Annotated in this window: 23 protein-coding genes and 1 tRNA gene; 14 read left to right on the top strand and 10 right to left on the bottom strand. The window is 70.7% G+C overall.

From position 1 onward, the window contains the following. Positions 1–2: 2 nt before the first annotated feature. From ACWEOW_RS15625 to ACWEOW_RS15600, 6 genes are all read left to right on the top strand, one after another. Positions 3–1,088: an ABC transporter permease gene (locus ACWEOW_RS15625; RefSeq protein ID WP_452270133.1), complete on the top strand. Its 1,086-nt coding sequence runs from the start codon at positions 3–5 to the stop codon at positions 1,086–1,088. A gap of 191 nt (positions 1,089–1,279) precedes the next feature. Further along, a complete protein-coding gene (locus tag ACWEOW_RS15620) occupies positions 1,280–2,149 on the top strand; it encodes an ABC transporter permease (protein ID WP_452270132.1) in 870 nt (289 codons plus the stop codon). Then, positions 2,146–3,141, top strand: a complete 996-nt coding sequence (locus ACWEOW_RS15615) for an ABC transporter ATP-binding protein (protein ID WP_452270131.1) — start codon at positions 2,146–2,148, stop codon at positions 3,139–3,141. The genes ACWEOW_RS15620 and ACWEOW_RS15615 overlap by 4 nt, the downstream gene beginning before the upstream one ends. Then, a complete protein-coding gene (locus ACWEOW_RS15610; RefSeq protein WP_452270130.1) occupies positions 3,138–4,172 on the top strand; it encodes an ABC transporter ATP-binding protein in 1,035 nt (344 codons plus the stop codon). Before ACWEOW_RS15615 ends, ACWEOW_RS15610 begins: the two co-directional genes overlap by 4 nt. A gap of 449 nt (positions 4,173–4,621) precedes the next feature. Then, on the top strand, positions 4,622–5,059 hold the full coding sequence (locus ACWEOW_RS15605) for an N-acetyltransferase family protein (RefSeq protein ID WP_452270129.1): 438 nt from the start codon (positions 4,622–4,624) through the stop codon (positions 5,057–5,059). 91 nt (positions 5,060–5,150) lie between these two features. Beyond that, on the top strand, positions 5,151–5,627 hold the full coding sequence (locus tag ACWEOW_RS15600; RefSeq protein WP_452270128.1) for an iron chaperone: 477 nt from the start codon (positions 5,151–5,153) through the stop codon (positions 5,625–5,627). Between the two features lie 41 nt (positions 5,628–5,668). Here ACWEOW_RS15600 and ACWEOW_RS15595 read toward each other — a convergent pair whose 3' ends face one another. The 6 genes from ACWEOW_RS15595 to ACWEOW_RS15570 form a co-directional block, all read right to left on the bottom strand. Continuing rightward, positions 5,669–6,172, bottom strand: coding sequence for a WhiB family transcriptional regulator (locus tag ACWEOW_RS15595; protein ID WP_452270127.1), 504 nt, complete (start codon positions 6,170–6,172; stop codon positions 5,669–5,671). Between the two features lie 792 nt (positions 6,173–6,964). Beyond that, the gene (locus ACWEOW_RS15590; RefSeq protein WP_452270126.1) at positions 6,965–7,942 is read right to left on the bottom strand and encodes a zinc-binding dehydrogenase; all 978 of its coding nucleotides are present in this window, start codon (positions 7,940–7,942) and stop codon (positions 6,965–6,967) included. Between the two features lie 3 nt (positions 7,943–7,945). Continuing rightward, complete coding sequence (locus ACWEOW_RS15585; protein WP_452270125.1) at positions 7,946–8,308, bottom strand: hypothetical protein; 363 nt, start codon at positions 8,306–8,308, stop codon at positions 7,946–7,948. Beyond that, positions 8,305–9,168, bottom strand: a complete 864-nt coding sequence (locus ACWEOW_RS15580; RefSeq protein WP_452270124.1) for a DODA-type extradiol aromatic ring-opening family dioxygenase — start codon at positions 9,166–9,168, stop codon at positions 8,305–8,307. Before ACWEOW_RS15580 ends, ACWEOW_RS15585 begins: the two co-directional genes overlap by 4 nt. A gap of 23 nt (positions 9,169–9,191) precedes the next feature. After that, on the bottom strand, positions 9,192–9,977 hold the full coding sequence (locus ACWEOW_RS15575; protein ID WP_452270123.1) for a citryl-CoA lyase: 786 nt from the start codon (positions 9,975–9,977) through the stop codon (positions 9,192–9,194). Further along, a complete protein-coding gene (locus ACWEOW_RS15570) occupies positions 9,974–11,164 on the bottom strand; it encodes a CaiB/BaiF CoA transferase family protein (protein WP_452270122.1) in 1,191 nt (396 codons plus the stop codon). The genes ACWEOW_RS15575 and ACWEOW_RS15570 overlap by 4 nt, the downstream gene beginning before the upstream one ends. A 237-nt stretch (positions 11,165–11,401) precedes the next feature. On the opposite strand from ACWEOW_RS15570, the gene ACWEOW_RS15565 reads away from it, so the two are divergent. The 6 genes from ACWEOW_RS15565 to ACWEOW_RS15540 all read left to right on the top strand — a co-directional run bounded on the left by ACWEOW_RS15565 (position 11,402) and on the right by ACWEOW_RS15540 (position 20,217). Then, a complete protein-coding gene (locus tag ACWEOW_RS15565; RefSeq protein ID WP_452270121.1) occupies positions 11,402–12,889 on the top strand; it encodes an amidohydrolase family protein in 1,488 nt (495 codons plus the stop codon). Between the two features lie 128 nt (positions 12,890–13,017). After that, complete coding sequence (locus ACWEOW_RS15560; protein WP_452270120.1) at positions 13,018–13,953, top strand: IclR family transcriptional regulator domain-containing protein; 936 nt, start codon at positions 13,018–13,020, stop codon at positions 13,951–13,953. A 74-nt stretch (positions 13,954–14,027) separates the two neighbouring features. Beyond that, a complete protein-coding gene (locus ACWEOW_RS15555; RefSeq protein ID WP_452270119.1) occupies positions 14,028–14,597 on the top strand; it encodes an NADPH-dependent FMN reductase in 570 nt (189 codons plus the stop codon). 208 nt (positions 14,598–14,805) lie between these two features. Further along, positions 14,806–15,642, top strand: coding sequence for a helix-turn-helix transcriptional regulator (locus tag ACWEOW_RS15550; RefSeq protein ID WP_452270118.1), 837 nt, complete (start codon positions 14,806–14,808; stop codon positions 15,640–15,642). Positions 15,643–15,772: 130 nt separating this feature from the next. Beyond that, positions 15,773–19,543, top strand: coding sequence for a hypothetical protein (locus tag ACWEOW_RS15545; RefSeq protein WP_452270117.1), 3,771 nt, complete (start codon positions 15,773–15,775; stop codon positions 19,541–19,543). Further along, the gene (locus ACWEOW_RS15540) at positions 19,540–20,217 is read left to right on the top strand and encodes a hypothetical protein (RefSeq protein ID WP_452270116.1); all 678 of its coding nucleotides are present in this window, start codon (positions 19,540–19,542) and stop codon (positions 20,215–20,217) included. The genes ACWEOW_RS15545 and ACWEOW_RS15540 overlap by 4 nt, the downstream gene beginning before the upstream one ends. A gap of 147 nt (positions 20,218–20,364) precedes the next feature. Here ACWEOW_RS15540 and ACWEOW_RS15535 read toward each other — a convergent pair whose 3' ends face one another. Further along, on the bottom strand, positions 20,365–21,939 hold the full coding sequence (locus ACWEOW_RS15535; protein ID WP_452270115.1) for a helicase HerA-like domain-containing protein: 1,575 nt from the start codon (positions 21,937–21,939) through the stop codon (positions 20,365–20,367). A 51-nt stretch (positions 21,940–21,990) separates the two neighbouring features. On the opposite strand from ACWEOW_RS15535, the gene ACWEOW_RS15530 reads away from it, so the two are divergent. Both ACWEOW_RS15530 and ACWEOW_RS15525 read left to right on the top strand, forming a co-directional pair. After that, positions 21,991–22,287: a type II toxin-antitoxin system VapB family antitoxin gene (locus ACWEOW_RS15530; protein WP_020145941.1), complete on the top strand. Its 297-nt coding sequence runs from the start codon at positions 21,991–21,993 to the stop codon at positions 22,285–22,287. 45 nt (positions 22,288–22,332) lie between these two features. Beyond that, on the top strand, positions 22,333–22,869 hold the full coding sequence (locus ACWEOW_RS15525) for a LytR C-terminal domain-containing protein (protein ID WP_452270114.1): 537 nt from the start codon (positions 22,333–22,335) through the stop codon (positions 22,867–22,869). A 131-nt stretch (positions 22,870–23,000) separates the two neighbouring features. Here ACWEOW_RS15525 and ACWEOW_RS15520 read toward each other — a convergent pair whose 3' ends face one another. The 3 genes from ACWEOW_RS15520 to ACWEOW_RS15510 all read right to left on the bottom strand — a co-directional run bounded on the left by ACWEOW_RS15520 (position 23,001) and on the right by ACWEOW_RS15510 (position 25,797). Next, complete coding sequence (locus tag ACWEOW_RS15520) at positions 23,001–24,029, bottom strand: metallophosphoesterase (protein ID WP_452270113.1); 1,029 nt, start codon at positions 24,027–24,029, stop codon at positions 23,001–23,003. A gap of 53 nt (positions 24,030–24,082) precedes the next feature. Then, on the bottom strand, positions 24,083–25,102 hold the full coding sequence (gene argF, locus ACWEOW_RS15515) for an ornithine carbamoyltransferase (RefSeq protein ID WP_452270112.1): 1,020 nt from the start codon (positions 25,100–25,102) through the stop codon (positions 24,083–24,085). Between the two features lie 607 nt (positions 25,103–25,709). Beyond that, positions 25,710–25,797: transfer RNA gene (locus tag ACWEOW_RS15510), tRNA-Ser, on the bottom strand. Positions 25,798–25,806 lie beyond the last annotated feature (9 nt).

Raw genomic sequence — 25,806 nt, 5'->3', positions numbered from 1 at the left:
TCGTGTCGGACAACGCGCAGCTGCTCGATGCGCAGGAGGTCCTCCGGGACGCCGAAGAGGCGTCCCGGGGGGCCACCCCCACGCGGGGTGAGAAGCGACAGGGCTCCGGCTTCTGGCGGTACCTCGGCACGAAGTCGCTGGCCGCTCTGGTCAGCTTCTTCGTGACCCTGGTGCTCGGCTTCGTCCTGTTCACCCTCATGCCGTCGGACCCGGTCGCCTCGCTCACCCGGGGGCGCCCGACGAGCGACGCACAGATGGCCGCGCTACGCAGGCAGCTCGGCCTCGACGACCCGATGTGGGAGCGGTTCCTGCACTACGTCGGCAACATGCTGCACGGTGACCTGGGCTACTCCTGGCAGTACCAGCAACCCGTCTCGACGCTCATCGGCGACCGCATCTGGCCCACCGTGCTGCTCATGGGGACGGCCACGGTGATCTCCGTCGTCATCGGGCTCTGGCTCGGCATCCGGGCCGGATGGCGTCACGGCAGCCTCTTCGACCGGCTTGTGTCCGGCGTGTCGATCACGCTCTGGTCGGTGCCGACCTTCTGGCTCGGCCTCATCCTGCTCGTCATCTTCAGCGTCGGCATCGGGCCGATCCCGGGGCTGTTCCCGGCCGGAGGAATGTCCGACCCGACGGTCGAGGGCGGCATCCTCCCCCAGGTTCTCGACGTCGCGCACCACATGGTGCTTCCGGTGATGACGCTCGTGCTCGTCGTCTTCGCGCAGTACGTGACGATCATGCGGACCTCGATCGTCGACGAGCTCGGCAGCCCGTACATGCTGACCGCGCGAGCCAAGGGCCTGCGCGACGACGACGTCCGGCGCCGGCACGTCGTCCCGAACGCGCTGCTGCCCTCGGTGACCGTGATCTTCCTCCAGCTCGGCGGCATCGTCGGCGGCGCCATCACGGTCGAGACCGTCTACTCCTGGCCGGGCATCGGCTACCTGACCTTCCGGGCCCTCAAGATCCCGGACCTGCCGCTGCTCAACGGCACCTTCATCGTGCTGTCCGCCACCGTCATCGCCATGAACCTGTGCGCCGACCTCGCGTACCGGTACCTCGACCCCAGGGTGCGTGCCCAATGAGCTCCCTCACGACCGAGACGAGTGATCCCGGCCCGTCTGAGACACCCGGGACCTCTGACCCCTCCACGTCCCCTGCGCCGCCGGGCCCGAACGCCTCGCCTGCCCCGGCCGGCCCGCCGTCCCTGGCCGGTTCGCCGTCCCCGGCCGGTTCGCCGTCCTCGGCCGACGCGCCGTCGTCTCAGACCCAGCCGGTGCGTCCCCGCCGCTTCGCGGCCGCACGGCGCTTCGCCGCGGCATACCTTCGCCTCCCGACCGGCGTCGCCGGGCTGGTGCTGCTCCTGTTCTTCGTCGTCCTCGCCCTCACCGCGCCGCTGTGGATCCACCCGAGCGACCTGGACGTGACGCAGGCCACCGGGCCGCAGCTGTCACCCCCGACGGTGGGCTACCCGCTCGGCACCGACAAGGACGGCCGCTCGATCCTCGACCTGCTCGTGTGGGGGTCACGGTCGAGCCTGTTCATCGGCATCGTCGCGACCGTTCTGACCATGGTCCTCGGCAGCCTCGTCGGGCTCGTCGCTGGTCACGTCCAGGGCTGGACGGGTCGGGCGCTCATGCATGTCACCGACTGGTTCATCGCGCTGCCGAGCCTGCCACTCGCGATCTCGCTCGCGGCCGTGCTCGGCCAGGGCACGGCCTCCATCACCATCGCGATCGCGGTGACATCGTGGACCGGGACCGCCAGGCTCGTTCGAGCGCAGACCCTTGCGGTCGAGGCGCGGCCCTTCATCGAACGCGCACGGGTGCTCGGCGCCGGCAACGTCCAGGTCGTGTCCCGCCACGTGCTGCCCAACGTCGCCCCGCTCATCCTCGTGTCGAGCACTCTCACGGTCGCCGGGGCGATCCTCTCGGAGAGCACCCTCACCTTCCTCGGCCTCGGTGACCCGAGCCAGGTCTCGTGGGGCGCCATGCTCAACAACGCGTTCGCCCAGGGTGCTGTCACCGGCGGAGCCTGGTGGTGGCTCGTGCCGCCCGGCATCGCGATCCTGCTCATCGTGCTCGCGTTCACCCTCTGCGGGCGCGCTGTCGAGCACGTCCTCAACCCCCGGATGGTGAAGCGATGACGATGCTCGAGGTGCGCGACCTCGCGGTCACCTACCGCACCGGCTCCGAGGAGGTGCCGGCCGTTCGCGGGATCGACCTCGACCTCGACCGCGGCGAAACCCTCGGTGTCGCAGGCGAGTCCGGGTCCGGCAAGTCGACGCTCGCGCTCAGCCTGCTGCGCCTGCTGCCAGCCACGACGCGGGTGGCCGGCGCGATCAGGTTCGAGGGCGAGGACCTGCTCGGCGCGAGCTGGGGGCACCTGCGCGCGGTCCGGTGGTCCGGCGCATCAGTCGTCTTCCAGGGCGCGATGAGCGCCCTCAACCCGGTCCAGACGATCGGTGAGCAGATCCGCGAGTCGATCCTGTTGCACGAGAAGGTCTCCGAGAAGGAGGCGCGTCAGCGCGCAGACGCTCTGCTCGACAGCGTCGGGGTGCCGGCACGGCGTGCGCGAGCGTACCCGCACGAGCTCTCCGGCGGGCAGCGGCAGCGTGTCATGATCGCCATGGCGCTGGCCTGCCGCCCCAACCTCGTCATCGCCGACGAGCCCACGACCGCGCTCGACGTCATGGTCCAGGCGCAGATCCTGCACCTGCTCGGGGACCTCGTGCGTGAGCAGGGGATCGGCATGATCATGATCAGCCACGACCTCTCTGTCCTCGCGGACACGTGCCAGCGCCTGGCCGTGATGTATGCCGGTCGCATCGTCGAGCTGGGAGAGTCCGCCGGGATGCTGGCTGACGCCCGGCACCCTTACACCGCAGCGCTTTCCGCTGCCTTCCCCCAGATCGGGGACCCCGCCTCGCGGCGTGCGCCGCGAGGGCTGCCGGGCGACCCGCCCGACCTGCGGTTCGTCGGGGCCGGCTGCTCGTTCGCGGACCGGTGCCCGTCTGTCATGCCGGTATGCCGCGAGCACGACCCGGCGCTCACCGTGGCCGGCGCCGAGCGGGAAGCCGCCTGCTTCCTGGTGCCGCACGTCGCGGAGCAGGCCGCGACGACAGGAGGACCCCGATGACCCTCGCCGACACGCCGGCCCTGGAGGTGCGCGACCTCGTCGTCACCTACCAGGCACGCCGCGGAGCGCATGCAGTCCGCGCGGTGGACCACGTCAACCTCACCGTCGCCAAGGGCGAGATCGTCGCGCTGATCGGCGAGTCCGGTTGTGGCAAGAGCACGCTCGCGCGCGCCATGGTCGGTCTCGTGCGCCCGACATCGGGTGAGGTGCGCTATGACGGCAAGGCCCTGTCGTATGCCGCTCGCGACCTCAAGGCGTATCGCCGCCACACCCAGCTCGTCCTCCAGGACCCCGCCGGGGCGCTCAACCCGCGACACAACGTCTACGACGCCGTGGCCGAAGGGCCGAGGCTGCACCGGCTCAAGGGTGACCTCGACCTGACGGTGCGCTCGGCGCTCTCTCGGGCCGGTCTGCGTCCGCCGGAGGTCTTCGCGAGCCGCTTCCCGCACGAGCTGTCCGGTGGCCAGCAGCAGCGGGTCGTCATCGCCGGAGCGCTCGCGCTGGACCCGACGGTCATCGTGGCGGACGAGCCGGTCGCCTCGCTCGACGCCTCGGTGCGTGGCGAGGTCCTGCGGCTGCTGCTCGACCTGCGCGACGACCTCGGCCTGTCCGCGCTCGTCGTCAGTCACGACCTCGGCCTCGCCTGGAACATTGCGGACCGGGTCGCAGTGATGTACCTCGGCCGGATCGTCGAGGTGGGCACCGTCGAGGAGGTCCTGCTGCGGCCCAAGCATCCGTACACGAAGGCGTTGCTGTCCGTGCTGCCGGACCCGTCCCGCGACGGTCGCCCGACCTTGCTCCAGGGCGAGTCTCCCGACGCCGCAAAGATGCCCGCAGGATGCCGCTTCCACCCACGTTGTCCGTCCCTGTCCGCGGAGGCCGTCCGCCTCGGCGTCGACGACGAATGCCGGACCGTCGACCCGGGCATTCTCCCCACGGGACAAGGCGCGGACGGTGAGGGCCACCTCGTGGCGTGCCACGTCGCGGCACTCCTGGCATCCAAGGCCGTCAAGGAGAAGGCCCCCGCCTGACCCCTGCGACAGCTCCTGACCCCGGCGACCCCGCTCGTCGAGTGGGCGCTCCGTCGCACCCGTCACAGACCCCATGGGGCCGGTGGGACGGGGCGCCCACTCGACGGTGGATCTGAGCTGGGGACCACCGCGCAGCCCCCTTTTGGTCGAGTGGGCGCTCCGTCGCACCCGTCACAGACCCCATGGGGCCGGTGGGACGGGGCGCCCACTCGACGGTGGATCTGAGCTGGGGACAACCGCGCCGCCCCCCCTTTTGGTCGAGTGGGCCCTCCGTCGCACCCCTCACAGACCCCATGGGGCCGGTGGGACGGGGCGCCCACTCGACGGTGGATCTGAGCTGGGGACAACCGCGCCGCCCCCCTTTTGGTCGAGTGGGCGCTCCGTCACATCCTTCACAGGGCGGCCAGGTGGGTGGGCGGCGGTCCGGGCGGGACGGCATACCCTGTGGCATGCCTCTGACGATCGAGCCGGTCACGCCCGCGTCGGCAGCCTTGTGGCGGGACGTCCACAACCGTGTCATCCCGGCGTCGCCCTTGTCTCTGGACGAGGTGCAGGAGCGGCTCACGCGAAGCGAGCTGACCCTGGCCTACCTGGACGGAAAGCTCGTCGGCAACGCCACGATCCGACCACCCATGCCGGACCGGGCCGGCGTGGCCACCGTCATCGTGCGTGTGCTTCCGCCCTTTCGCCGCAACGGACTTGGCACCGAGTACCTCGGCGTCGTGATGAGCCGCGCCCGTGAGCTGGGTGCGACGACGCTGGAGACCGTGGTCCTCGCGGCCAACGCTGACGGCCTGAGGTTCGCGGTGCGGCACGGGTTCGTCGAGGTCGAGCGCTACATCGTCGACGAGGGTGCCGAGTACGTCGACCTGACGAGAAGCGCCTGACCGTGCCATCGATCACGATTCAAGAAGCGGTGCGGCGACGAGCGGTCCAAGAATGGTGTCATCGCCGGAACGACGAAGGAGACTGACAACCATGGCCACCACGCGCAAGTCCGCCAAGACCAGCACCACCGCTGCGCAGCCCGAGCAGGGATTCACGGCCGAGGAGCGCGCTGCGATGAAGGAGCGCGCCAAGGAGGTCCGGACGGCCAAGAAGCGCGGCGCCCCGGCGGCGGCTGCCGACGAGCTCGCCGCAGTGCTCGAGAAGTTCGCCGAGATGAACGACTCCGACCGGGAGATGGCAGAGCGGGTCCATGCCGTCATCACGGCGAGCGCGCCGGAGCTGACGCCGCGACTGTGGTACGGGATGCCTGGCTACGCCAAGGACGGCAAGCTGGTGTGCTTCTTCCAGCCGGCGCAGAAGTTCAAGGCGAGGTATTCCACGCTGGGCTTCAACGACCCGGCGCAGCTGGACGACGGCGACATGTGGCCGACGTCCTACGCGCTGATGGCGCTGACTCCCGCAGTGGAGAAGCAGATCGGCGCCCTGGTCAAGAAGGCTGCGGGCTGACCAGCCCGTCCACAGGGGCCCCAACTGATCGAGGTTTGGGGTCAGGCGCTGATGCGTGACTCGTCGGCGGAGGGGTCCACGGGTTCGCCGCGTGGTGGCGGGACCGTGCGAGGCGTGCGCGCTGTCGCGCGGGTGAGGACCGTGCGATCGCGCTCGCTCATGCCGCCCCAGACGCCGTACCGCTGACGGGTCGCGACGGCATACTCGAGGCACTCGCTGACGACGGGGCACCCGTCGCAGAGACGGGCGGCCTCGCGGCGGTCGCGGAGGCGGGACTGCCCTCCCCGGCTGCGGTCCGAGAACCACTCCTCGGGGTCCCGCTCCGGCTGGGCGCACAGGCCCTTGTCGTTGAGCAGGGTGACCCTCGCGCTGGAGGTGATGGTGTGGAAGCGGGTGCGCACGGCACCGATGACCTGACGCGCGAGCGGCGTCACGGATGCGGCGAGGTCGAGGGTCACCGGCACCTCGTGCGTCGCTCGGTCCGTGGGCCGTTCGCTGCTGATGGCGGGTGGCCTCGTGGAGGGCTCTTCGGACGGACTGACCACGCGCTCGCACCTTTCTGTGTCGATAGCCTCGGGTCCACCACCTGGCGCCTGACGACGGCGGCCCGACTGCGGGACGGTCGGCGCCCCTGCTGATAGACGCACGACGCGCGCGTCTATGACTGTCGAGGGCTGTTCGTTCTGGGTCGTTCGTTCTGCGGCGGGGTCGGGCACGCCGCGTCCCGACCCCGCCGTGGCCGGCCGTGGACGGCGACTGCAGTCCTGGCCGGCCGGTCGCGTGGCCCGAAGGTGCCTCGCCCGGGAGGGCGACGTCTTCGGGCCACGCGGGGAGGCGAGAACGACAGAGCCCCTCAGCATGCCGTCCTCGATCGTGAGACGTGAGTGGCGGACGGGGGTGACGCGGGCTGTCCACATAGTGGACACATTGGTACAGGCCACGGCGTAGTCCCACCTGAGCTGGCCCGACAGCACACCCGGAACCGTCGGCTCTGCCCGGTTGTACCCATGCCTAGCTCACGGTTCCGGGTGTGTTGCGGAACTGGGCGCGGGTGGGCGCGCAGTGGACAGGCTCGGACTCCAGGCGGGAGCCCCCGGCGCCAGCCGGGGGCGGACAGTCGCGCTGACCGCCCCCGGCCCGGCAACGGCTGACTAGGGAGAGGCCTGCCGCCGTACCGTGCGTTTCCCCTGACGAGGACGCCCTAATCGGGGGGTCGGCGCCCTCGGGAAAACGCGGGGGACCGGTGGGATCCGGGAGAGGGTGACCCACCGTTGTCCTGGATGACGCGGCCACTGGCGCACCATGACGCAGCCTGTCCGCATGGTGGGACGGCGGTCCTACAGGAGCACGACGACGCGACCGTCGGGCGATCCGGCGACCGCCTGCGACCAGCCTGTCGAGACCTCCGAGAGGGGAACGGCCTGGAACCTCGCGGTGAGGCGTCCGGCCGCGGCGTGCTCGAGCACCGTCCGCATCACCTCGGCGCGCCGGTCCGGAGAGAGGTCGTTGTTGGTGTACCCGAGCACGGACGCCGACCGGCTGCGCAGGGTCGCCGAGTCGACGGACAGGGATGGTCCAGCGCTGCTGCCGAGGTTGACGAGCCGGCCGCCGGTGGCAAGCAGGCTGAGTGCGGCGGTCCCTGGCACTCCCGCCAGCGGGTCGATGACCACGTCCACCGGCCCGTCGCAGGCCTCGCGAAGCAGCGCCGCCATGGTCGTCTGGTCGGCATCGGGCGGAAGGGGCGCGACGGCGTCGGCGCCGCTGGCCGCGGCCCGTTCCCGGCCGGCCTCGGAGCGGGCCGCGGCCACGACCCGCCGGGCACCGAGCAGGCGGGCGGACTGGATCGCGGCCAGCCCGACGGCTCCGCCGGCGCCGAGCACGAGCACCTGCTCACCGGGGCTCATCCGCGCCCGGCCTTCGAGCATCTCCCAGGCGGCGACGGCCGACAGTCCCAGCGCCGCCGCCACGGAGTCGTCGACACCATCGGGCAGCTCGACGGCGTCCGCGGGGTCGACCGCGCACAGCTCGGACAGGCTGCCGTCTCCGGGCGCCATGCCCGCGGTCGTCGCGAACCAGATATGCCGCCCGGCCAGCTCCGGCGGACCGGAGCGGACGACGCCGACGCCCTGCACGCCTGGGACGTAAGGCAGCTCGGGAGGGCCGAAGTACGACGTGCCGGTGGCACAGAGCAGATCCAGGGGCGTGATCGGCACAGCCGTCGTTGCCACGAGCAGCTGACCCTCGCCACCTGCGGGCTCTGCGCGGTCGGCGAGCGAGGGCGCCTGCCCGTGCACGGTGATGGTCGCGGCGCGCATGGCTCAGGTCGCGATGTCGGGGTAGGGGAGGTTGAAGTGGGCGAGGCTGACGGCATACTGCTTCTGGAACCCCAGCGGCTGCGCATGGTCGCGTTCGAACATCGCGATGAACAGCGTCAGCGTGAGGAACGGGTGGGCACCCAGCCGGAAGAGCTCGACGTAGTCGTGCGCCCGGAGCGCCTGCCGCTCCTCGTCCGTGAACTCGAGCCACGTGCTCGACTCGCCCGTCGTGCAGTTGAGGATGCGGTTGGCCCAGGTGGCCTCCCACCACTCGACGAGACCCCCTGGGTCGTCGCGGTATCGCTCGACGAGCTCGGGGTCGCGGTCGACGGTGAACAGGAACTTGTCGAGCAGGTACTTGCTCATGCCGGTGCTCCGTTCGGGTACCAGGTGAAGTACGCCTCCATGGTGTGGAAGAGGTCGAGCGAGTCCACGTGGTCGGCCTTCGCGTTCTCGCCGGCCACCCCCATCATGAGCATGAAGTCCATGAAGCCGTGGGTGGCATTGCCCGGCGAGTGCAGGCTGTCGAGGGTCACCTCGGAGAGGCAGCCCTCGAGGTCCCCGGTCGCGATCCACTCGACGGCCTTGCGGTCGAACTCCGGGTCCGGACCGTGGTCGCCGAACTGCCGCGGCCCGCCGAGCTCGAGCGACAGGTGGCCGGTGCCGATGATCGCCACGCGCTGGTCGCTCGGCCACGCCTCGACGAGCTCGCGGATGGTCCGGCCCAGCTCGACGAACCGCTTCGGCTGCGGCAGCGGCGGCGCGAAGATGTTCGTGTAGATCGGCACGATCGGCAGGTCGCCGTCCGGTCGGAGCGTGATGATCGGGCACGTGATCGAGTGGTCGATCCGCAGCTCGTTGCTGAAGGCGAGGTCGAAGCCGGCGTCGAGCCCGTTGCGCAGGATGTGTGCAGAGAGGTCCTCCTGGCCGGCGAGCGTCATTCTCGGCAGGCCGAACTCGCGCTCCTCGTTGTACCAGTTGGCGTCGTAGCGGGGCGCCTTGCCGACGAGGAACTGCGGCATGTTGTCGAGCCACAGCTGGTGGAAGTGGTCGCTGCCGACCATGACGAGCACGTCGGGCTCGGCCCTGGTCAGCGTCTCGCGGAAGGTCTCGATCTTGCTGACCCACTCGTCCGCGAAGGGGGGCCGCTCGGCGCCCGTCGACGTGCTGGCGCGGTAGTAGAACGGGTGGTGCGTTGAGGCGATGACAGCGGCCACCGTGGCCATGCGACTCTCCTTCGTATATCGGCTCAGTCGTCCGGTGCGACGTACTCGGCCGCACGGTCGACCATGAGGTAGGCGTCCATCCCGATCGGGCGCCGGCGCTCCTCGGCGAGATGCCCGAGCAGGCCCGCGGTGCGCGCCAGCAGGGCGAAGCCGCGCAGGATGTCGACGGGGAACCCGAGGTCGGCCAGGGCCGCTCCGCACACCCCGGCGCCGTTGAGCGGAAGCTTTCTGCCGAGGACCTGGTCGTGCACGCGCCCGACCGCCTCGAAGAGCCTCAGATGCGGGCCGAGCAGCCCCTCCTGCTCGGCGATGCCGATGAGCACCGGGGTGCGAGGGTCGCCTTCCTTGTGAACGGGGTGGCCGAGCCCAGGGACGAACTTGCCTGCGGCACGGGCGGATCGGACCGCTTCGAGAGCGAGCGCGTCCCACTCGTCGTCCGTCTCGGGCAGGTCGTCCGTTTGCCGTTCGACGACCTCGTGCAGGAACGCGCCGCAGTCCTCGGTGACGCCGAGGAAGCGTGACCCGCCGCCGAGGAGGCCGGCGGCGAGGGCGCCCTGGAGCGAGTCAGGTGCGGAGAGGTAGGTGAGCCGCGCGGCGATGGCGGTGGGCGTGAAGCCGTGGTCCGCCAGGGCGACCAGGACCGCTTCGAACAGCCGGGTCTCTGAGGGTGTCGGCCGGCGCAGGGCGACGAGCCAGAAGGCGAGCTCGCCGAAGCCGACCTGTCCCATCAGCTCGTTGGGCAGGTCCTTGCCGAGCAGGCGGATCTCGGTCGCGGTCGACGTCCCGAGGGACGTCGGGAAGGTCGTCACGGGTGCTCCTCCTCATGGGGTGGTGTGACCGGGCGGGACAGCCACGCCCGTATGCCGTCACCGTGCTCGTCGAGAGAGGGTGGCGGGAGGCGGTAGCTGGCCGGCGTCGTCGAGAAGCGAATCGGGTTGCGCACCGAAGGAACTGCCGCATCTCCGTCGCCGGCGGTCACGACGGGCTCGAGGCCCACCTCCTCGGCGAACTGCACGCCTTGCTGGACCGTGTTGATCGGGCCGCACGGGACGCCCATGGCGGTGATGTCGGCGAACCACTCCATGGCGGTCCGGGTGCGCAGCCGCTCGACGAGCAGGGGCCGGAGCTGGTCGCGGTTGGCGGTGCGGTCCTCGTTGCCGGCGAAGCGCGGGTCGTCTGCGAGGTGCGGCGCCCCGAGGACCTCGACGAGCCGGCGGAACTGGCCGTTGTTGCCGGCCGTGATGATGAGGTCGCCGTCGGCGCAGGGCAGTGGCTCGTAGGGAAAGAGGCTGGGGTGGCTGTTGCCCATCCGGTGCGGCACGACACCTCCAGCGACGAACGCACTGGACTGGTTGACCAGGCCCGAGAGCGCGGAGGACAGGAGGTTGACCTCGACGTGCTGGCCCGCGCCCGTGGAGCTGCGGGTGTTCAGCGCTGCGAGCACCCCGATCGTCGCGTGCAGGCCCGCCATGACGTCGAAGACGGAGATCCCGGCGCGGTAGGGCGGGCCGCCGGGGTCACCGGTGAGGCTCATCAGCCCGGAGATCGCCTGCACCATCAGGTCGTAGCCGGGCAGCTCGCGTCCGCGGGGGCCGCTGCCGAAGCCGCTGATCGATGCATAGACGATGCGCGGGTTGCCTTCCGCAACCGTCTCGTAGTCGAGCCCGAAGCGGGCCAGGCCGCCGGGTTTGAAGTTCTCGACGAGGATGTCGGCCCGCCGGGCGAGCTCCTGGGCCGCGGCCAGGTCGTCCGCGTCCTTGAGGTCCAGGGCGACGGAGCGCTTGTTGCGGTTCACACCGAGGTAGTAGGTGGAGATCCCGTCGCGGACGGGCGGGCTCCACGTGCGGGTGTCGTCCCCTCCCGGCGCCTCGACCTTGATGACGTCGGCACCGAGGTCCGCCATGAGCATCGTCGCGTAGGGGCCGGCCAGGATCCGGGAGAAGTCGGCGACGAGCAGCCCGTCGAGAGGGCCGGGTCGCGCGGGCGCCGGATCCATCTGAGAGCCGCCTTGGTCGGAGTGGTGACGTTGTGCGGACGCTGGTCCGCATACGTCCGAGGCTCTCCCAACGCTCGTCTGGCTGTCAAGCAATCCAGTTGGACAAGAAGCGAACTGCACTCCAACTGGTATGGCCGGGTCGTCCGACTTGCACTCTTGACAGGTCGCCCCGGGTGCGGGGACTCTCAGGGAGAGCCGTCAAGCGGACACTCGTCCGCAATCGTGATCGGAGTGGCAATGGCGCACGAAGAAGTGGCCGACGGTCGGCCTGTGGTGCTGCGTGGAGGCATCGTCCTGACCATGGACGACCAGGGCACGGTCCTGGACGGAGGCGACGTCCTCGTCGTCGGCGACTCCATCGCTGGCGTCGGTCAGTCCCTCGAGGCTCCGGAGGGCGCCCTCGAGGTCGACGCCCGTGGCGGCATCGTCATGCCGGGGATGATCGACACGCACCGGCACATGTGGCAGACCGCGATGCGCGCCTACGGCGCGGACTGGACCCTGACCCAGTACTTCGTCTGGTACTACCTCGAGCACGGCAAGCAGTTCCGGCCGGAGGACATCCACACCGGCAACCTGCTGTCTGCTTGGGAGTCCCTGGAGGCCGGTGTGACCACGACCGTCGACTGGTCGCACGGCCTCCAGTCGGTCGACCATGCCGAGGCGGCCGTCGACGCACTGGCAGCCGTCCCGGGCCGGTTCGTCCTGGCCTACGGCAACATCCAGGCAGGACCGTGGGAGTGGACGGCCGACCCGGCGGTCAAGGCGTTCTTCGAGCGCCGCCGCGGGGACCTCTACGGCTGGCAGCTCGCCTTCGACGTCACCGGCGACCCGTCCTTCCCGGAGCGCGCCGCATTCGAGATGGCGCGCGAGCTGGGCCTGCCCGTGACGACGCACGCCGGAGTCTGGGGCGCGACCAACGACGACGGCATCCGTCTCATGCACGAGAACGGCTTCATGGACGAGTCGAACGTCTTCGTCCACGCCGCGACGTTGACGACCGACTCCTACCAGCGGATCGCCGCGACCGGCGGCTCGGTGTCGGTCTCGACGGAGTCGGAGCAGAGCGCCGGCCAGGGGTACCCGCCCACCTGGCAGGTGCGCCGACACGGCATACCCGTGTCCTTGTCGATGGACACCAGCGTCTGGTGGAGCGGCGACCTCTTCTCGGCGATGCGCACCACGCTCGGGGCCGACCGGGCGCGCGAGCACCTCGAGGCGCACGCGGCCGGTGACACCGTCACGCACCACGCCCTGCGCGCCGAGAACGTCGTGACCTGGGCGACGCGCGGCGGGGCGCACGCCCTCGGGACCGACGAGATCGGCCGCCTCACGCCCGGTGCCAAGGCAGACGTCGTGCTCCTCCGGAACGACCGCTCACCGGTGTCCTTCCCGCTGGTCAACCCCTATGGCCACGTCGCCTTCCAGGCCCAGCGCGGCGACGTGCACACCGTCCTCGTGGGCGGCAAGGTCGTCAAGCACGACGGTGAGCTCGTCGGGGTCGACCTGGCTGACCTGCGCCGCCGCGCCGAGGCCACCATCGAGCACCTGCGAGCCGAGATGGGCGACGAAGCATGGCAGGGCGGCATGAACCCCGACCTGCCGGGCGGCGACGACAAGGTCCTCGACAACCCCTACCAGTACACCGACTTCCGCAGCGAGGCCACGAGAGGAGCCCGCGGCAGCATCTTCGGCGAGCCGGGCAGCGCGAGCACGGACGGCTGAGCTGCCACCATCCGAGAGGCGCCCGTGTTGAGGTCGCCTCCGGGCCGGACCCGCACATAGGGTTCGACGCGCGCAGGGTTCGACTCGCAGGTTTCGACCCGGACGAGGCAGCAGCGAAAGGAGGCGCCGTGGCAGGCAGAGGCCGCGCACCCGACTTCGTCGAGGCTCTCGCCCGGGGGCTCGACGTCCTCGCGTGCTTCGACGCCGCCAGCCCGCGCCGCAGCCTGAGCGACGTGGCGCAGGCCACTGACCTCGCGCGCCCGACCGCCCGCCGGCTCCTGCTCACGCTCGAGGAGCTCGGCTATGTGCGGTCGCGCGACGGCCTGTTCGAGCTGACCCCGAAGGTGATGACGCTGGGCCTCGCACACGTCGCGGCGCTCGGCCTGTGGGACGTGGCCCGGCCGCACCTCGAGTGGCTGGTCGGCCGGACGGGCGAGTCCTCGTCGATGTCACAGCTCGACGGCTCCGACATCGTCTACGTCGCTCGAGTGTCGGTGCCCAAGATCATCGCCCTGCGCGTCGAGGTCGGCACCCGCTTCCCCGCGCCGCCCACGTCCCAGGGCAAGGTCCTGCTCGCAGCGCTCTCGCCGGAGGCCCTCGAGCAGGCGCTGGCCACGCCGAGCGGGTCGCGCGTGCAGCCGAGGGTGACCCGCACCCGGGCCGAGCTCGCCGACGAGCTGACCGCCGTGCGCGCCCGGGGCTGGGCGCTGGCCGACGAGGAGCTCGCGCCGGGAGTTCGCTCGGTCGCCGTGCCCGTGCGTGACGGCTCCGGGACCGTCCGCGCCGCGATGAACGTCACCGTGCACGCCGCGGAGACGTCGACGTCCCGCCTGCTCGAGGAGTACCTTCCGCTGCTCCAGCGCGCCGCCGGCGAGGTCAGTGCCGACTGGGCCCTCTGGGAGCGGCGACCCCACGTCGAGGTGCCGTACGCCTCGACAGCCCCGACAGCCCCGACAGCCCCGACAGCCCCGACGGCCCCGACAGCGTCGACAGCGTCGACAGCCTCGACAGCCCCGACAGCCTCGACAGCCTCGACGCCGCGCCCGGCCGACCGGCGCAGCTGAGCGCGGCTGCCGCGGTTGCGGACGGGTCGGCCGGGGAGGACGTTGGTGGGGATGCGACCAGGAAGGAGCGACCCATGCCCACCTACGACGTCGGCTACTTCGTCGGCAGCCTGTCCTCGACCTCGATCAACCGCGTCCTGTCCAAGGCCCTCATCCGTCTGGCGCCCGACGACCTGAGCTTCACCGAGATCCCGATCGGGAACCTCCCGCTGTACAGCCCGGACTTCGACAGCGACTACCCGCCCGAGGCCCTCGCCCTCAAGGAGGCGATCAGCGGCGCCGACGCGGTCCTGTTCGTCAGCCCGGAGTACAACCGGTCGATCCCCGGCGCGCTGAAGAACGCGATCGACTGGGCATCGCGTCCCTGGGGACAGAACTCCTTCGACCACATCCCGGCGGCGGTGATCGGGGCCTCGATCGGACAGATCGGGACTGCCTTGGGGCAGCAGAGCCTGCGCGCCGTCCTCAGCTTCTGCAATGCACGCCAGATGACCGCGCCGGAGGCCTACGTCCAGTACTCGCCCGAGGTCTTCGCCCCGGACGGGGAGGTCCTCGACGATGCGACGCGCGAATTCCTGCGCGGCTACATGGCCGAGTTCCGGGAGCACATCGTGCGCGTGCTGACGGTGCTGCCCCGCGAGTGACCTCGCGAGTGACCTCGCGCGTGACCTCGCGCGTGACCTCGCGCGTGACCTCAGTGCGCGCCGACGGCGCCCAGGATCTCGAGGTAGTGCGCCCCGGCAACACACCGAGCAGTCGCAAACTATGACGGAAATAACCGTCGAACCTTGCGACTGCTCGGTGTGTTGCGCGGCCACCGGTGGGACTCCGCCCACTGGCAGGATGTGCGGCATGACGAGCGAGGTCCCGCTGAGCGTGCGCACCCCCTCCCCACTGGGCGAGTTCCTGCGGGAGCGGCGGCACCAGCTGGCGCCGGAGGAGGTCGGGATCAAGCGCGCGAAGGGCCGCCGACGGGTCGGCCTGAGCCGCACCGAGGTGGCCGAGCTCGCGAACATCTCGGTCGCCTACTACGACATCATCGAGCGTGGCCGCGACCTGCGACCCAGCGACTCCGTCATCAACGGGCTCGCCCGGGCCCTCAAGCTCGACTCGGACGGCCGCGCCCACCTCCGGGCGCTGGCCTCCGGCGCCAGTCCGCGGCGAGCCTCAGAGCCCGAGGTCCTCAGCGAGGAGCTCGAGGAGCTGCTCGACGCGATCGACCCGAACCCCGCCTACGTCGTCGGGGCCCGCTGGGACGTCCTCGGGGCGAACCACACGGCGTGCCAGCTGTTCACCGACTGGGAGGGCAAGCGGACCAAGCGCGAGCGCAACCTGCTGTGGTTCTACTGCTGCGACCCGGCGGCGCGCAGCCTCTTCGTCGACTGGGAGCAGGAGGCGGCCGACCAGCTGGCGCTGTTCCGGGAGGCGTACGCCCGGCACCCCGACGACCCGTCGTTCAAGCGGATCCTCGACGAGATCTTCCGCGCCAACCCGGCCGCAGTCGAGTGGTGGGAGCGCTACGACAGTGATCCGACTCGGGGGCGTACCAAGCGAATTCGCCTCGACAGCGGTCAGGTGATCCAGCTGCGGCAGCTCGTCCTCCAGGTGGTCGACGAGCCCGACATCCGCGTCATCAGCTACTTCGCCGACGCAGACGGCGACCTCGACGACATCGAGTTCGACTTCTGAGCCGGCACGCCTGCTGTATCTGAGCCTGAGCCGCGGCCTCTGACCGGGGAGAACACCTCCAAGGGCCCGTAGCCAGAGGATCAGCGGATAAGCGGCATTCTGGCGACGTCGCCGATCTCCGAGGTGTGCAATGAACTCGGAGGAGCCAGTGCCTCGCCACGACGCGCATCTCAGAGGCCGATCCACGGGGTTCCCACGTCGGGTCGCCGCGGGCGGGGCCCGCGCACGCCGGTTCCTGGCGGTGCTCGGCGCGTCGGCCCTCGTTGTCGGGCTGACCGGCCTCGGCGCGTCCGGTGCCGTCGTCGCCGATGGCGGCCGGGGCGGCGGGCCTGCAGGTCTCGCAGCGGGCCGGTCGGCCCCCGTCGCCCGGCTGTCGCTCACCCCCGCACGAGCGACCGTGGAGGTCGGCCAGCGCGTGGTCTACAACGTCCGGGCCTTCGACACGTCCGGTCGCTCGATGGGTGAGGTGACCGCCAAGGCCCGCCTCTCCATCAGCCCCGACGGGTCCTGCCACGGCAGCCGGTGTACGGCCTCCAGACCGGGCCTCCACCGGGTCACATCTACCCTGCGCAAAGGCGGCGGTCTCGTCACGGCCACCGCGGTCCTCGTCGTCGAGTCACCGTATGCCGCTGCGTCCGGGGCGGGCGGTCAGGGCACACGCTCGCACCGGACCGGGGCGAAGGCGCGCGCCCAGCACCCTGCGAACACGGGCCAGGCCATGGGCTCGGCACACGTCGCCGCAAACCCCGGCTCGCACGCACCGACGCGCCCGAGCATGCTGAGCCGGCCCGGAAGCTCGACTGCGAAGACCGGCACCTCCAAGGCGACCTCGACCCCACCGGCTCCGCGCCTCGAGCTCAGCCCGGCGAGGAGGTTCGTGACGCCGGGTGAGCGGGCGGCATACACCGCGGTCGCGTTCGACGCGTCGGGTCGGTCGCTCGGCGACGTCACGAGGAGCACGACGTTGACGATGACATTCAGCGCCAACGGTCGCGCCGCGGCACGCCCCGACGGCTCGTGCAGCGGCGCCGGGTGCACTGCGACCAAGCTCGGACGGCACACCGTCACCGGACGCATCAGCATCGGCGGGACAACAGTCACGGGCTCGGCGGCCGTGCAGGTCGTCCCGAAGCATCGCCACACCGGCTCGGTCCGCGGGCTCGCCTCGATCGAGATCCGGCCTGGGTCGGCCGCCATCGAGTCCGGGGCAGGCATCACCTACGTCGCGCTCGGGTTCGACCGCGACCATCGCCTCCTCGGCGACGTCACGGGCATCACCGACTTCACGGTCGGACCGGACGGCTCGTGCACCGGCGCCCGCTGTACCGCCACAGTGCCGGGGCCGCACACGGTGACCGGCATGGTGACGTTCACGAGGGCCCAGATCACCGACACCGCCGACCTGCTCGTCACGCCGCAGGTCACCGGCCTGCTCCTCGAGCTCGCCGCGACGACGGCGCGGATCGGGCAGCCGGTCAGCCTCACGGCATACGGCCTGGACAGCGCGGGCGTGCAGGTCGTCGACCTCACGGCCGTCACCAGCCTCTCGATGGGCTGGGCCGGCACCTGCACCGGGCGGATCTGCACGCCCACGTCGACCGGGGACCACGACGTCTCCGGCACGGTCACGGTCAGCGGCCGGACGCTGAGCGACACCGTGGGACTGCGCGTCCTGCCGGCCGACTCGAACGTCGTCATCCCTCCGGTGGTTCCACCGGTGGTCATCCCGCCCGTGGTCCCCCCGGTGGTCCCGCCGGTGGTCAACCCGCCGACCACCGGGCGCGTCACGGGGATCGCCCTGGAGGCCTCGACCCGCGTGGTCGGAGCGGGAGGATCGGCCGGGTATGCCGTGAGGGGGCTCGACGAGCAGGGGGTCCCCTTCGTCGACCTCACCCAGGCCGCGGTCATCACGATCACCGCACCCGGCTCGTGCACCGGCTCGCGCTGCACAGCCACACGCGCGCAGACCTACACCGTCACCGGCACAGTCCGTCTGCCGGAGGGCACCTTCAGCGGCATCACGACCCTCGACGTGGTCCCCGGGCCGGTCGACTCCGTGGTCCTCGCACCTGCCCACGCGAGCGCGAAGGCCGGCGAGAGCGTGACGTTCCGCGCGCGGGCCACGGACGCCTTCGGCAACGACGCGGGCGACGTCACGGCGCGCGCGACGTTCACGATGACGCCACCCGGCTCGTGCACCGGCGCTACGTGCTCGGCGTCCAAGGCACAGTCGTATGCCGTCAACGGCAGTGTCGACGTCGCGGGCCGCGTGGTGGGTGGGTCGGCGGTGATGGACGTGTCGGCCGGCCCGGCCGTGACGTTCGTCCTCGACCCGCCCGTGGCCATCGCCACGGCCGGCTCGCGAGTGTCCTACCGCGCGGTCGGCTCTGACGCCTTCGGTAACCGGCTCGGCGATGTCACCGCCTCGACGATCACGATCGAGCCGGACGGGTCCTGTTCCGCTGCTGCCTGCTCCGCCTCACACGTCGGGCCGCACACGGTCACCGGCACCGCCCGTCTCGGGGGCGGGACCGTGGCGGCCCACGCCGACCTGCTGGTCCTCTCGACCGACATCGTGACCCTGCGCCTCAACCCGCGGGCGGCACAGATCGGTCCCGAGCAGAAAGCCACGTACTCAGCCATGGGCCTGGACGCGACAGGCCGCGCGGTCACCGACCTGACGGCATACACCACGCTGTCGATCGGCCGGGACGGGTCGTGCACAGCCGACACGTGCACGGCAGCCGTTCTCGGGCCGCACACCGTGACTGGCACGGTCCACACCGCACAGGGCTCCGTCGGCGGCAGCGCTGCACTCGAGGTCGTCCCGGGTGCGACGATGGCCGGCACCGCCGGGCCGCTTGCCGCAATCGAGCTCAGCCCGCGCACGGCTCAGGTCGACGCGGGTGCGCGGATCACGTATATCGCGACCGGGCTCGACGACCAGGGCGCGCCGATCGGTGACCTGACCGACCGGGCCACCTTCACGATCAGCCCGGACGGCTCCTGCGACGGCTCGACCTGCATCGCGACCTCGCCCGGACCCCACACGATCACCGGCACGGTCAGCGGCGTCACGGGGGTCGCACCTGGAGGTGCCCCCGGCACGCCGGGTGTCCCGACCGGCGGTTCCACGGGCGGCTCGACCGGCGGCCCGACCGGTGGTGCGACGGGCGCTACCGGTGGCGCCACCGGGGGCGCGAGCTCGGGTGCGACCGGCGCCCAGGGGCCGTTGGCCGACCGCTCGTCCGGGGGCGTCGCGGTCTCGCGTTCCGTCGCTTTCCGTGAGGCCCCCAGGGCGCTGGCGGCGGCTCCGTTCACCGCGTCGGCGGCACTCTCGGTCACGGCCGGACCCGGCTCGTGCATCGTCCGGCCGGACAACCTGACCACCCTCACCGCGACCACCCACGAGGTCAGCGGTGGCGCCTCGGTGCGGGTCGACGGCTCGTTCGACCAGCGGTTCGCCACGTGCGCCGTGGTCGTCCTGCTCGACGGCGACCCGATGGCCGACCAGACCCTCATCGGCGCGGACGGCAGCATCGTCGCCTCCGGGATCGTCACGACCGCATCCGGTCGGCAGGACGGGACGGTCGTCGTGGTCGGGCCCGACGGCCTCGCGCTCAAACGCGTCGCATTCCGGATGCCGCCGACGTCGGCACCGAACTGGCCCCTGTGGATCCTGATCCTGGTGGCCTTCCTGGCGATCGCGACGCTCGCCAGCGCCGAGCGCGACCGGAGGCAGCGACGGTGGATCGCCCAGCACGTGAACGTCGCACCCGTGACCGTGCAGGGGACGGTCACCACCGGTCTGGACCGTGACGGTGACAGGTCCCACTCCATCCATCTCGTGCCGCGGACCGGTCCTGGCACGATCGACGTGACGCAGGAGACAGAGCGATGACTGTGGAACCCGCGACGCAGGGCATCAGCGCCGCCGCATTCCTCTTCGACGAGAAGAACGACAGTGTCAAGGCGCTCGCCGAGGCCCTCAAGGAAAGCGGTGTGGTCGCCACAGCGACGGCGGGGCTGTCGAACCTGACGCGAGCCGGGCTCAACGCCGTGGGCGGCCAGATCGCGTCGATCGCGCACGACCTGGTGGACATCGAGTTCGACGAGCTCATCCTCGAGGGGTGGCGCAAGCTCGGTGACCTCAACGCGGCCGCGAAGCGGACGAGGGATGCCAGCGGGACGAGTGAGGTCGTGGACCTCGCCGCGCACCACATCACCTCGAACCACAACCCGCGCGTGGAGCTGCGGGTCGACGACGTCACGATCGCGACGGTGACCTTCGAGCTGTCGCTCGGGTTCACGCTCAAGGCCGTCGTGGCCACCGTCCGAGCGGGGCGCCTCGTCGCGCTGAATGCCGGACAGTGCGACGTCGAGGGCTCGCTCAAGGCGGAAGGTAAGCAGCTGGCCAAGCGGACCGGACACTTCGAGCTGCCGCTGCTGGTCCGTCTCGGCAACGGGGTCCCGCTGCTCGTCGACGACGGCCTCGAAGCGGTGGGCGGGAGCGCCCCCGTCGTCGAGGCGGAGACGGTCGGTGGCGGCGAGGCGACTGTCGACGGTTCGAGGTAGTCGGGTCGAGGTGAAACCCCGGCCCATGGCACGACGCATCACACCGGCCGGCACACCTCGAACCGGCATACGTCGACCGGGCCACACGAGAGGGCGCCCCGACCCACGAACGGTCGAGGCGCCCCCCGGTCGGAAGCCTGGTAGGGCTCAGCGCTTGCGGCGCGACGTCCCGAAAATGCTACGCGTGATCTCGCGGCCGATCACCGTGCCGGCCGAGCGGAGCATCGACTTGAACGCCGACGACTCGGCGACCTGCTGGATGATGCTCGGCTCCTCCTTCTCGGCCTTTCGCGGCGCGGGGACAGGAGCGGCCGGTGCCGGAGCCGGCTCCTGTGCCGGCGTGGGCGCGGCCGCCAACCGCTTCGCGAGCAGCTCGTAGGCCGACTCGCGGTCGGTCACGTCGGCATACTTCGCCCGCAGCGGCGACGCCGCGACGAGGGCGTCGATCGTCGGCTGAGGCGACGGGTCCATCAGGGAGTTCGGGGCCTTCATCCGCGTCCACGCGACCGGCGTCGGCACGCCGCGGTCGGACAGGACCGTCACCACGGCCTCGCCGATGCCAAGGCTCGTGAGCAGCTTCTCCATGTCGTATGCCGTGTGCGGGTAGGTCGCGATCGCCTGCTTGAGCGCCTTCGCGTCGTCCGGGGTGAAGGCCCGAAGGGCGTGCTGGACGCGGTTGCCCAGCTGCGCGAGCACGCCGGACGGCACGTCCTTGGGTGACTGGGTGACGAAGAAGACGCCGACGCCCTTGGACCGGATCAGGCGCACCGTCTGCTCGATCGCGTCGAGGAACGGCTTGCTCGCGTCGTTGAACAGCAGATGAGCCTCGTCGAAGAAGAAGACGAGCTTCGGCTTGTCGACGTCGCCTTCCTCCGGCAGGTCGTGGAACAGGTCCGCCAGCAGCCACATGAGGAAGGTCGAGAACAGCTGCGGCCGGTCCTGGACCCCGGGCAGCTCGAGGCACGAGATGATCCCCAAGCCGTCGGCGCCGACCCGCAGCAGGTCGCTCGTGTCGAACTCGGGCTCGCCGAAGAAGGCCCCGGCGCCCTGGTCCTCGAACGTGATGAGGTTGCGCAGGATGACGCCCGCGGTCGCGCTGGACAGGCCACCGAGGTCCTTGAGGTCGGCCTTGCCCTCGTCGGACGTGAGGTGCGAGATGACCGCGCGGAGGTCCTTGAGGTCGAGCAACGCCAGGCCGTTCTTGTCGGCATAGTGGAAGATCAGCCCCAGGCTGGACTCCTGGGTGTCGTTGAGGCCCAGCACCTTGGACAGCAGGGTGGGGCCGAAGCTCGTGATCGTCGCGCGGATCGGGATGCCGCTGCCCTTGCCGCCGAGCGAGTAGAACTCCGTCGGGTATGCCGTCGCGGTCCACTCCATGCCGACATCCGTCGCGCGGGCCGTGATCTTGTCACCGCCCTCACCGGGCGTGGCCAGGCCCGACAGGTCGCCCTTCATGTCCGCGAGGAACACCGGGACGCCCTGCTCGGCCAGCTGCTCGGCCATGAGCTGCAGGGTCTTCGTCTTGCCGGTGCCCGTCGCGCCGGCGACCAGGCCGTGGCGGTTCAGGACACTGAGCGGGATCTGCACGGGGGCGTCCGGATGCGCCACGTCGTCCACGACGGCCGCCCCCAGCTTGAGCACGGGCCCGTCGAAGGCGTAGCCCGCACGGATCTCGTCGATCTGGCCGGAGCTCGTGGTGCTCGACGCTGAAGTCTCGGTCACGGTTGGCACTCTATCCGCCGCTCCGACAGGTTCGCTGACTATGCTGACCCGGTGATTTTCAAGGCCGTCGGCGACTCCCGCCCGTATCCGGACCACGGACTCGAGACGACGAAGGACTGGTCCAACGTGCCGCCTCGCGTGGTCCAGCTGGGCGAGCTCATCACGACCAAGAGCACGCTCGACCTGCGCGGGCTGCTCGCCGACGACTCCACGTTCTACGGAGACCTCTTCCCGCACTGCGTGGAGTGGGAGGGCGAGCTCTACCTCGAGGACGGACTGCACCGCGCGCTACGCGCCGCACTTCAGCAGAGACCTGTCCTGCACGCCCGAGTCCTCGTACTCTCCTGACACGAGCCGTTCGGCCTGGCGGACGGCCCCGACCGAGGAGTCTGGATGTCGCAGGTCGTCGACGAAGGGGACGGCACCTACAGGGTGAGGCGCCAACGGCGCTCGATGGTCGTGCTCGCCATCGTCCTGCTCGGCCTCGGCGGCGCCTTCTACTACGCATCCTCCTACTTCCGCGCCAGCAACCCCGAGCCCGGACCGTGCACGACGGCAACCACGAGCGCCGGGCTCAAAGCCGCTGACGTCAGCCTCAACGTCTACAACTCCACTGACCGCAGGGGCCTCGCCGCCGCCGTGGCGAAGGTGGCGCGTGACCGGGGGTTCCAGGTCAAGTCGGTCGCCAACGACCCCAAGCATGCGAAGGTCCAGCAGGTCGCGCAGATCCGCTTCGGACCAGAGGGTGCAGCATCGGCCAAGCTCGTCCATCTGCATGTCCCGAAGGCCGTGCTCGTCAACGACAAGCGCAAGGGCGACACGGTGGACCTCGTCGTCGGGGCCGGATGGCGCAGCTTCGGGGCTCCGCCGGCGGGCAGCACGCCGACCCAGACGGGACGGCCGTGCCCGACGGTCACCGTCACGCAGTGAGGGACGGGCGGGCCAGAGGCACGAGCCCACGAGCAGGCAGGCGAACGAAGAGACGCCGACGCGCTGACCGGTGTCCGGCAGCGGTATGCCGCCGGGCGCGGTGAGGCGCCCGGCGGCATACGAGTGGGTGGTCAGGACGCGTAGGGGACGCGCTCCCACGACAGCACGTGGTCGGCACCCGGGCGGTTGACGGTCACCGTGAGGAAGTCCTTGTTGTTCGACGACCCGTCGACCGTGATCCGGGTCAGGTTGTCGGCCGAACCGGTGACACCGTAGAACGACAGCCACTTCGACCCGGCCGCGAGCGGCTTGTCGGAGTTGAAGACATGGCTGTCACCGTTGAAGAGGTACACGTCGCCGTCGAACGCGTTCGACTGCGCGACGAGCTCGGCCACGAGCGGCTGGAAGGCGGAGTCGTCGGCCCAGGTCACGTTGTACGTCGGGTCGAACATGTCGGCCTGCAGGAAGAGGGCGACGGCGCGGTCGTGACGCTGGCGCGCCGAGTCGAAGGTCTGGCGCACGACCGAGATCGCGTTGTCCATTCGGGCCGTCTCCTCCGCGACCTGCTCCGTCGTCGGCGTGGTGAAGCCCAGCTCGGGCCAGGGCAGGAGGCCGTCGTTGCTCCCGACGACGTGCAGGACGGCCAGGTCCACGCCCTGCCGCCGGAGTGTGACGTTCTCCGGGAACCCTGAGGCCGCCTGCGAGTCCACGGTGATCGGGTCGGTGCCGAGGGTCTGGCCGGGCGTGGTGAAGAATGTTGAGCGGATCCGCGCCAGGCGCTCGAGCGGGTTGTAGGTGCCGTTGTTCGTGCGGTGGCAGTCGGTCCACTCGTTGTCGCCCGGTGTGTAGATGAGCGGCATAGTGAACCGGTCGAACTGCGTGCGGATCATCGAGAAGTACTCGTTGGTGCACTTCGACGAGCCGTTCTTGATGTCGCCGACGTGGATCGTGAACGACAGCCCCGGGGTCGCGTTGATCTGGTCGATCCAGGCCGGGAACTTCGCGATCTGCTCGTCGCCGTAGGGCACGTCACCGATCACAGCGAAGGTGTAGTGCCCGTCCTTCTGCTGGCCGGGGTTGTCGGCGGCGAACGCGGCCGCGGGGACGGTGAGGAGTGCGGCGCTCAGGGCGGCCGCTGCGTGGGTGCGAGAAAGGCGCATGTATGCCGTTCTCCCGCAAGCGAGTTAACGGCGGCTCCACACCTTCGTGAACGTCAGGCGTCCAGGTCGGTCATCGTTGCGACGATGAGGGCCTTGATCGTGTGCATGCGGTTCTCGGCCTGGTCGAAGACGATCGATGCCGCCGACTCGAACACGTCGTCGGTGACCTCCAGCTCCTTGAGCCCGAACCGCTCGTGCACGTCCCGGCCCACCGCCGTCTCCAGGTCGTGGAAGGCCGGCAGGCAGTGCATGAACTTCACGCTCGGGTTGCCGGTCAGCGCGAGCAGCTCCGCGTTGACCTGGTAGGGCGAGAGCAGCTCGATCCGGTCGGCCCACACGTCCTTGGCCTCGCCCATCGACACCCACACGTCGGTGTGGATGAAGTCCACACCCCTGACCCCCTGCGCCACGTCCTCGGTCAGCGTGATCCGGGCTCCCGAGTCGGCGGCATACCTCCTGGCGATGGCGACGACGTCGCCGGCCGGCCACAGCGACCGGGGAGCCACGATCCGGACGTCCATCCCGAGCATCGCCCCCGTGACGAGCAGCGAGTTGCCCATGTTGAACCGCGCGTCGCCGACGAACGCGTAGGAGATCTCGGCATCAGGCTTGCCGGCGTGCTCCCGCATGGTCAGCGCGTCGCAGAGCGACTGCGTCGGGTGCCAGTCGTCGGTGAGGCCGTTCCACACCGGGACTCCCGCCCACGCGCCGAGGGTCTCGACGATGTCATGGCCGGCGCCGCGGTACTGGATGCCGTCGTAGAACCGGCCCAGCACGCGCGCCGTGTCCTTGATCGACTCCTTGTGACCGACCTGGGACCCCGCGGGGTCGAGGTAGGTCGTGCTCGCGCCCTGGTCGGCGGCCGCGACCTCGAACGCGCACCGGGTCCGCGTCGAGGTCTTCTCGAAGACGAGCGCGATGTTGCGGCCCGTGAGGCGGCGCTCCTCGCGGCGCTCCCGCTTTGCCGCCTTGAGCTCCGCAGCGAGGTCGAGCAGCGCACGGAACTCCTCCGGCGACAGGTCGATCTCCTTGAGCACGTTCCGGCCGTGCAGAGCAGCAAGCGGTGCGTTCATGGCCCGATGCTAGTGACGTCGCGACCACGCTCCACGACGGCGTCCGTCCCACCTACCCACCCCACGTCGAGTGGCCGCTGCGTCCCAGGACCCGGGCCCGGTATGCGGGGATGGATGAGACCGGGCGGCCACTCGAGGTGGTCCGACCCCGCCCCGACGGTGTCGAGTGGCCGCTGCGTCCCAGGACCCGGGCCCGGTATGCGGGGATGGATGAGACCGAGCGGCCACTCGAGGTGGTCCGACCCCGCCCCGACGGTGTCGAGTGGCCGCTGCGTCCCACGACGCCCGCCCGGTATGCGGGGATGGATGAGACCGGGCGGCCACTCGAGGTGGTCCGACCCCGCCCCGACGGTGTCGAGTGGCCGCTGCGTCCCACGACCCCGGCCCGGTATGCGGGGATGGATGAGACCGAGCGGCCACTCGAGGTGGTCCGACCCCGCCCCGACGGCGTCGAGTGGCCGCTGCGTCCCAGGACCCCGGCCCGGTATGCGGGGATGGATGAGACCGGGCGGCCACTCGAGGTGGTCCGACCCCGCCTCCCAAATCCGAAGACTCCGCCAATGCGAACGGGTCCCGCCGCGCTGAGCGCGACGGGACCCGTTCCCATTGGCGGAGGATGGGGGATTTGAACCCCCGAGGGTTTTATCCCAACACGATTTCCAATCGTGCGCACTAGGCCACTATGCGAATCCTCCGTCGGGCAG

Source organism: Monashia sp. NPDC004114, assembly GCF_053603855.1.
Note: the sequence above shows the minus strand (reverse complement) of the source record. Positions and strands in the feature narration are given on the sequence as shown.